This is a genomic window from uncultured Gemella sp., from assembly GCF_963529685.1.
GTDB lineage: Bacteria > Bacillota > Bacilli > Staphylococcales > Gemellaceae > Gemella.
Genome location: NZ_CAUSAI010000004.1, coordinates 58,558 through 65,313, shown reverse-complemented (window position 1 = coordinate 65,313; position 6,756 = coordinate 58,558). Strand labels below are relative to the sequence as shown.

The following is a 6,756-nucleotide window of genomic DNA, read 5'->3' as shown; positions in this document are numbered from 1 at the left end:
CTGCCTAGATTTCTTGAGTGATTTTTTCTCGTGCCCCGAACTTGACAAAGAGCCATTTAAATTAACAAGTACTAATTTAAATATTTTAGAAATCTTATTTATCTTGTTCTTCTTGGAATTTTTTAGCAATAGTTGCTTCAAAATCCGCAGGGATAGAACCTTGTTTAATGATGATTACGTCAGATTTAGCATATCTAACGATACCTTCAGACACTGATCCCATAAGCATACGTTTGAATCCAGTTAAACCAGAAGAACCACAAACTACAAGGTCGATACCTTTTTCATCAACGATATCTTCACTTAGAACAATTTTTGGAATACCTTGTTCAACGATACCGAACACTTTAGTAAGGCCAGCTTCTTTAGCAGATTCTACATAGCTATCAACTAATTCTTTAGTACGTTTGTAGAAAGAGTTGAAAATGTAAGGATCTGATAAACCAGAAGTTGCGATTGTCGCATCAATAACAGACGCGATATATAACTCTGCATCCTCGTTTCTTTGAGCAATGGCAACGGCATTTTTGAAAGCCCATTCAGCTTGTTTTGAACCGTCTACTGCGACTAAAATTTTAGAATATTTATTTTCCATGATCATAACCTCCGACTTCTATGTCTTTACTTATATTATATCATATTTACAAAAAAAGTAAACGTTATTTTCAAAAAAACAGTATAAATATTTTTTATGAAAACAAAGAAAAAACCTACGAGTGGTGGTATATACAGCTTTCAACTCCTAGGTTTATGTTTTGATTATTTTATGAATATTGATTACACGTTTTCATCAACCACAGTAATAGTTCGTTTTCGTTTGTGTTCTTTATTATCAATTGTCACTCTGTATACTAATTCATAAGTTCCTGGTGTAGAAGTATCAACTTCTCCTTCAATAATCAGATCATCAAGATATGATTGTCCAGCTTTACGTGCAATGACTCCTTCGGAACTGATATCTATTTGTTCACCAACTTTGATTGTAGCATTTTCAGGAATGATAAAGTAGAAAGTACGTTCAAGACGACGTTCAAGACGCTTTCTGTATTTTTCTTCATCTTCGGCACTCATACGATCTCTAAGTTTTTCATCCACTAATGGCATTAATTCCACCTCAGTATCAGCAATACAGATTCTACTATTTACTAGCGTGAATGTTTGAGTTCGCCCAGGTCCACAGTAAGATTGACATCCTATGATAAATTCAGCATTTGGAGCTTTCTTTTTTAATTTAGGAATTAAAGTTTTAAGGTTAACACCAAGGCAATCATCACATAGTCTAAAAGTTACTTTGTCTTCAGTAATAACATTTTTATCATTTTGAGCCATATTATATCCTTTCATAATTTATTTATTTGAAACTAGAATTTATTATATCACATAATCATAATAAGTAAAATTTTAAATGCGTTTTAAATAGAAATGTTTTTAGTTTTTTTTCTTTATAACGAAGTTTAATATAAATAGTGATATAAATAATATAAAGATGTGAATTATTATTTTTGTAATAAGACTTATGAAGAACTCTTCTGGAACCATTTGAATTAGATTTGATTCATCAGGGCTTAATAACCACAGATCATTAGAAAATAGAAGTTGATGAAACTTAATCCAGAAAGAATTGAAATTATATGAAATTATACAAGTTAATCCTCCGATAACTACAAAAAATGATAGTAGTACTTTATTAAATGTTTTAGAAATATAGTATATTGTATTTCTTTTACAGAGTACTACTAATAATATGGTAGAAATAATGAATATAGTTAAAAAAACTATCATTATTTTATGGCTAATACTGTATAGTGTTCTTACATCTACCATGTGTAGTATATCCTTAGGTGTATACCATGAAGTATTTAGTTCTGCTTTATAGTTAAGGTAATCTAAAAGATTAGAAGTATTATCTATTAATTCATCATAAGTAGTGCCTATTTTTGTGGCTAAATTTTCCTTTTGATAAAAATTTTTATAAAAATCTAAATTAAAACAATTGTAAAATATTATAGAAAGAATTGCACTAATAAATAGTGAAAAATTTTCAATAATAATGAGTAGTTGTACTATGTATTTTTTCATTTAAGCACCTCCACACAACATTATAACATATAAATATTCAAGAAGAAATAAGGGTTGCCTCAAATCTGGTTTACATATTTACAGAAATTAACAAAAAAACGAAAATTACAATAGTTTTTGAGTAAAAAAAGTTTAATATTTACGTGAATTATGGTAAAATATACACATATAGTTATTTGTTTTGGGGGAAATCATGAATAAGTTTTTTAAGATCTATTTAGAGTTAAGAGAAAAAATAGAAAATAGGCAATATAGGTCTAATTCGCTTTTACCAAGTGAAAATGAACTTGCAAGAGAATATGATGTTTCTAGGGAAACTATAAGGAAAGCGTTGCTGTTATTGTTAGAAAATGGATATATCCATAAAATACAAGGTAAGGGATCTATCGTTCTTGATGTGAATAGATATCGTATACCGGTAACAGGACTTTTAAGTTTTAAGGAACGCAGACAATTTCAAGATGTTGAGGCTATTACTAAAGTACTGATCAACGAAGAAGTAGAAGCACCTGATTTTTTAGTAAGACTTGGACTTGTAAAAAAAGGTGAAAAACTAATTTATCTTGTTCGCCAAAGAATAGTTGATGGTGAAGCTGTAATATTAGACAAAGATTATATCAGAAAAACTGTAATTGATAGTTTGCCTACCGATCGTGTAGAAGAATCTCTATACGAGTACTTGGAGAAAGATTTAGGAATCAAAATCTCTTATGGAAATAAAGACTTCAAAATCGAACCGGTCAGCGAAGAAGATTTAACATATATTGATTTGAATGGTCATAAACATATTGCTGTATTGAGAAGCGATGTTTATACTGAGGGTACTGATTTTCTTCATTATACAGAAAGTCGACATAGGGTTGATAAGTTTCATTTCTCTGAATTTGCTAGAAGAAGAGGAAGTAAATCAAATTAATATTATTATAGAAAAGAACTTTGGACAAATGAATTTTGTTCGAAGTTCTTTTCTATGAAATTTCGTTAAATAATTGTCAAAAAAATTTTTTTCGTATGGGATTTTAATTATTTATCTGTTTATCACTTGATAATAAACTTCGTAAATATTAAATAAGTATAGAAATTCCGAAAAAAAGAATGTAAACCTTTTCACGTGAAAAAATAACCGTTGAAAAATAACTAAATAGAGTGTATAATTAATATAACTTATTGAATTTCCGGGAAATAATCCTCGGAAATATTTCTTGGAGTGTGAGGAAAATGAAGATAATTGTATTCTCATTGACTGGGAATTGTATGCGATTTGTAAATATGTGTAAAATCCCTGAAGATGATGTTATAGATTTGTGGGATATAGATTACGAAGTCGATTTTGACTACATTTTAATAACGCCAACTATAGGATTTGGGAAAGTTCCAGAAGATGTAGAAGCGTTTTTGGAACTGAATCACAAACATTTAAAAGGTGTAGTTGGTAGCGGTAATAAAAACTGGGGGAATAGATTTGCTAAGGCTTCAGAGACTATTAGCGAGAAGTATAATGTGCCATTACTTATGAAGATTGAATTGCACGGGAATACAAAAGACTTAATAAAATTTAAAAAAATATATTTGGAGAGTGTAGAGAATGGAGAAATTTAATCACATTGAACTAAATAATGAAGTAACTAAAAGAGGTGACAATGGCTTTTTTAAATTAGAAAAGGATATAGAGGCTATTGAAGAATTTCTTCGTGAAGTAGACTTTCGTACTGTTAAATTTAGTTCAGAAATGAAGAGACTAAGATACTTAGTAGAGGAGAATTTTTACTATAATATCTTTGAGAAGTATATTGAAGATGAAATTTTGGAATGTTTAGAGCTTGCTGCTAACTTTAAGTTTGAATTTAAAAGTTACATGGCTGCAAGTAAATTTTATAAAGATTACGCATTAAAAACTAATGACAAAAAACGATATCTAGAAAACTTTAATCAACATGTATTTATTGTAGCGATGTATTTAGGGGATGGTGATGTAGAATTAGCTAAGGAACTTATGATTTCTATGCTTGAACAAAGATTACAACCAGCAACACCAACATTTTTAAATTCAGGAAGAAGCCGTCGTGGTGAGCTAGTATCTTGTTTCTTATTAGAAGTTGGTGATTCACTTAACTCAATCAACTACATTGACTCAACTGCTAAGCAACTTTCAAAAATTGGTGGTGGGGTTGCGATAAACCTATCGAAATTACGTGCACGTGGTGAGAGTATTAAAGGTATTAAAGGGGTAGCTAAAGGTGTTATTCCTGTTGCTAAGTCTTTGGAACAAGGCTTTGCGTATGCTGATCAACTTGGGCAACGTCCAGGAGCTGGTGCGGTATACTTAAATATATTCCACTATGATGTGCTAGAATTTTTAGATACGAAAAAAGTCAATGCCGATGAAGAATTACGTCTTCCAACGATTTCTACAGGTGTTATCGTACCGTCATTATTCTTCGATTTAGCTCGTGAAAATAAAGACTTCTACATGTTCGGACCTCATTCTATCTATGAAGAATATGGTTTAGTGTTAGACGATATTGATATAGCTAAATACTATGATGAATTTGTAGCTAATGAAAATATTATGAAGCGTAAATTCGATGCTCGTGATATGCTTAACCTAATTGCTCAAACCCAATTGCAATCAGGGTATCCATACTTAATGTTTAAAGATAATGCTAATAAAAATCACGCACTTCGTGAAATTGGACAAGTTAAGATGAGTAACTTATGTACTGAGATTTTCCAATTACAAGAAACTTCAGTAATTAAAGATTACGGTGAAGGAGATATTATTAAGCGTGATATTTCTTGTAACTTAGCTTCATTAAATATTGTAAACGTAATGGAAAGCAAGAAAATTAAAGAATCAATTTATTCAGGTATGGATTCACTAACATTTGTAAGTAATTCTACTAAGATTAAAAATGCTCCTGGGGTTGTAAAAGCTAATGATGAGTTCCACTCTGTTGGACTTGGAGCGATGAACTTAAATGGGTATTTAGCTAAAAATTGTATAGCTTATGAAAGTGAAGAAGCGAAAGATTTTGCGAACGTCTTCTTTATGATGATGAACTACTATACATTAGAACGTTCAATGCAAATCGCTAAAAAACGCAATGAAACATTTAAAGACTTTGAAAAATCGGATTATTATAATGGTAGTTACTTTACTAAATATATTGAAAATGACTATTTACCAGTAACAGATAAAGTAAAAGATTTATTTGAAGGAATTTATATCCCAACAAAAGATGATTGGAGAAGTCTAAAAAATAGAGTAAAAGAAAATGGTCTATATCATGCTTATAGAATGGCTATAGCACCAACACAAAGTATTTCTTATGTTCAAAACTCAACATCTAGTGTATTACCGATTGTTGATAAAATTGAACGTAGAAGTTATGGGAATGCTGAAACATTTTATCCAATGCCATACTTAAGTCCAAAAACTCAATGGTACTATAAATCAGCATTTACTATAGATCAAATGAAACTTATTGACTTAATGGCAGTTATTCAAGAACACGTAGACCAAGGTATTTCTGTGATTTTATTCGTAAATTCTGATATCACAACAAGAGAACTGGCTAGATATTATATTTACGCACATCACAAAGGATTGAAATCACTATATTACACAAGAAATAAACTACTTTCTGTAGAAGAATGTACGTCTTGTTCTATATAGAAAAGAGAGGATAAATTACTAATTATGAAAGCAGTAAACTGGAATAAACAAGATGACTTAACATTTATGTATTGGCGTCAAAATATTGCTCAATTTTGGGTTGATACTGAGTTTAAAGTATCAAAAGATATCAAGAGCTGGAACGAAGATTTAAATGATAAAGAACGTGAGGCTTATAAGAAAGTATTAGCTGGTTTAACTGGTCTTGATACTCAGCAAGGTGATAAAGGTATGCCTCTTGTATCTCTACATACAGAAGATATGAGAAAACAAGCTGTATACAGCTTTATGGGGATGATGGAGCAGATTCACGCGAAAAGTTATTCAACGATATTCACATCTTTAATCCCTTCACAAGAAACAGATTACTTATTAGATGAATGGGTTCCTAGTAATCCAGAACTTCAATATAAAGCGAAATTAATTGAAGACTACTACATGAAACTATTCAAGCCAGAAGTTCCTAAATATGACTTATATATGGCTCGTGTTGCTTCAGTATTCTTAGAAAGTTACATTTTTTATAGTGGATTCTTCTACCCATTATATTTAGCTGGACAAGGTAAAGTAACGACTTCTGGAGAGGTTATTCGTAAAATCTTATTAGATGAAACTATTCATGGAAGTTTTACAGGATTTGATGCTCAAGAACTATTCAAAACTCTTACTCCAGAGGAGCAAGAACGCGCTGAAAAAGAAATGTATAAACTGTTATTAGATTTATATGAAAATGAATTAGTATATACTAAAGACATATATAGCGAAATAGGGTTATATGAAGAAGTGAAAGATTATGTTGAGTATAATGCTAACCGTGCTTTAGCGAATTTAGGATACCCAGGGTACTTTGAAGATAAAGAGATCAACCCAATTATTGAAAATGCAATGAATACAAATACTAAAAACCATGACTTCTTTAGTGTTAAAGGTGATGGATATGTAGTAAGTATGAATGTAGAATCGATTGAAGATGAGGACTTTATTTTTGAGTAGGTAAAAAT

General features: G+C 30.5%; 7 protein-coding genes and 1 pseudogene. 4 read left to right on the top strand and 4 right to left on the bottom strand.

Going from position 1 to position 6,756, the window contains the following annotated elements:
* Positions 1 to 94: 94 nt before the first annotated feature.
* The 4 genes and pseudogenes from RWS90_RS01555 to RWS90_RS01545 all read right to left on the bottom strand — a co-directional run bounded on the left by RWS90_RS01555 (position 95) and on the right by RWS90_RS01545 (position 2,079).
* Positions 95 to 595: a universal stress protein gene (locus RWS90_RS01555; protein WP_314548193.1), complete on the bottom strand. Its 501-nt coding sequence runs from the start codon at positions 593 to 595 to the stop codon at positions 95 to 97.
* 182 nt (positions 596 to 777) lie between these two features.
* Entirely contained in the window at positions 778 to 981 is a 204-nt protein-coding gene (locus RWS90_RS07845; protein WP_399541424.1) for an immunoglobulin-like domain-containing protein, read from the bottom strand.
* 33 nt (positions 982 to 1,014) lie between these two features.
* Positions 1,015 to 1,329: pseudogene (locus RWS90_RS07840) on the bottom strand (DUF5011 domain-containing protein); the annotation flags it as partial.
* A 99-nt stretch (positions 1,330 to 1,428) separates the two neighbouring features.
* The gene (locus RWS90_RS01545) at positions 1,429 to 2,079 is read right to left on the bottom strand and encodes a TIGR01906 family membrane protein (protein WP_314548190.1); all 651 of its coding nucleotides are present in this window, start codon (positions 2,077 to 2,079) and stop codon (positions 1,429 to 1,431) included.
* 193 nt (positions 2,080 to 2,272) lie between these two features.
* Here RWS90_RS01545 and treR point away from each other — a divergent pair, with 193 nt between their 5' ends.
* The 4 genes from treR (at position 2,273) to nrdF (ending at position 6,748) form a co-directional block, all read left to right on the top strand.
* On the top strand, positions 2,273 to 2,995 hold the full coding sequence (treR, locus tag RWS90_RS01540; protein ID WP_314548188.1) for a trehalose operon repressor: 723 nt from the start codon (positions 2,273 to 2,275) through the stop codon (positions 2,993 to 2,995).
* 302 nt (positions 2,996 to 3,297) lie between these two features.
* A complete protein-coding gene (gene nrdI, locus RWS90_RS01535) occupies positions 3,298 to 3,678 on the top strand; it encodes a class Ib ribonucleoside-diphosphate reductase assembly flavoprotein NrdI (protein ID WP_314548187.1) in 381 nt (126 codons plus the stop codon).
* Positions 3,665 to 5,755, top strand: coding sequence for a class 1b ribonucleoside-diphosphate reductase subunit alpha (nrdE, locus tag RWS90_RS01530; RefSeq protein ID WP_314548185.1), 2,091 nt, complete (start codon positions 3,665 to 3,667; stop codon positions 5,753 to 5,755). Before nrdI ends, nrdE begins: the two co-directional genes overlap by 14 nt.
* A 24-nt stretch (positions 5,756 to 5,779) precedes the next feature.
* A complete protein-coding gene (nrdF, locus tag RWS90_RS01525; RefSeq protein WP_314548184.1) occupies positions 5,780 to 6,748 on the top strand; it encodes a class 1b ribonucleoside-diphosphate reductase subunit beta in 969 nt (322 codons plus the stop codon).
* Positions 6,749 to 6,756 lie beyond the last annotated feature (8 nt).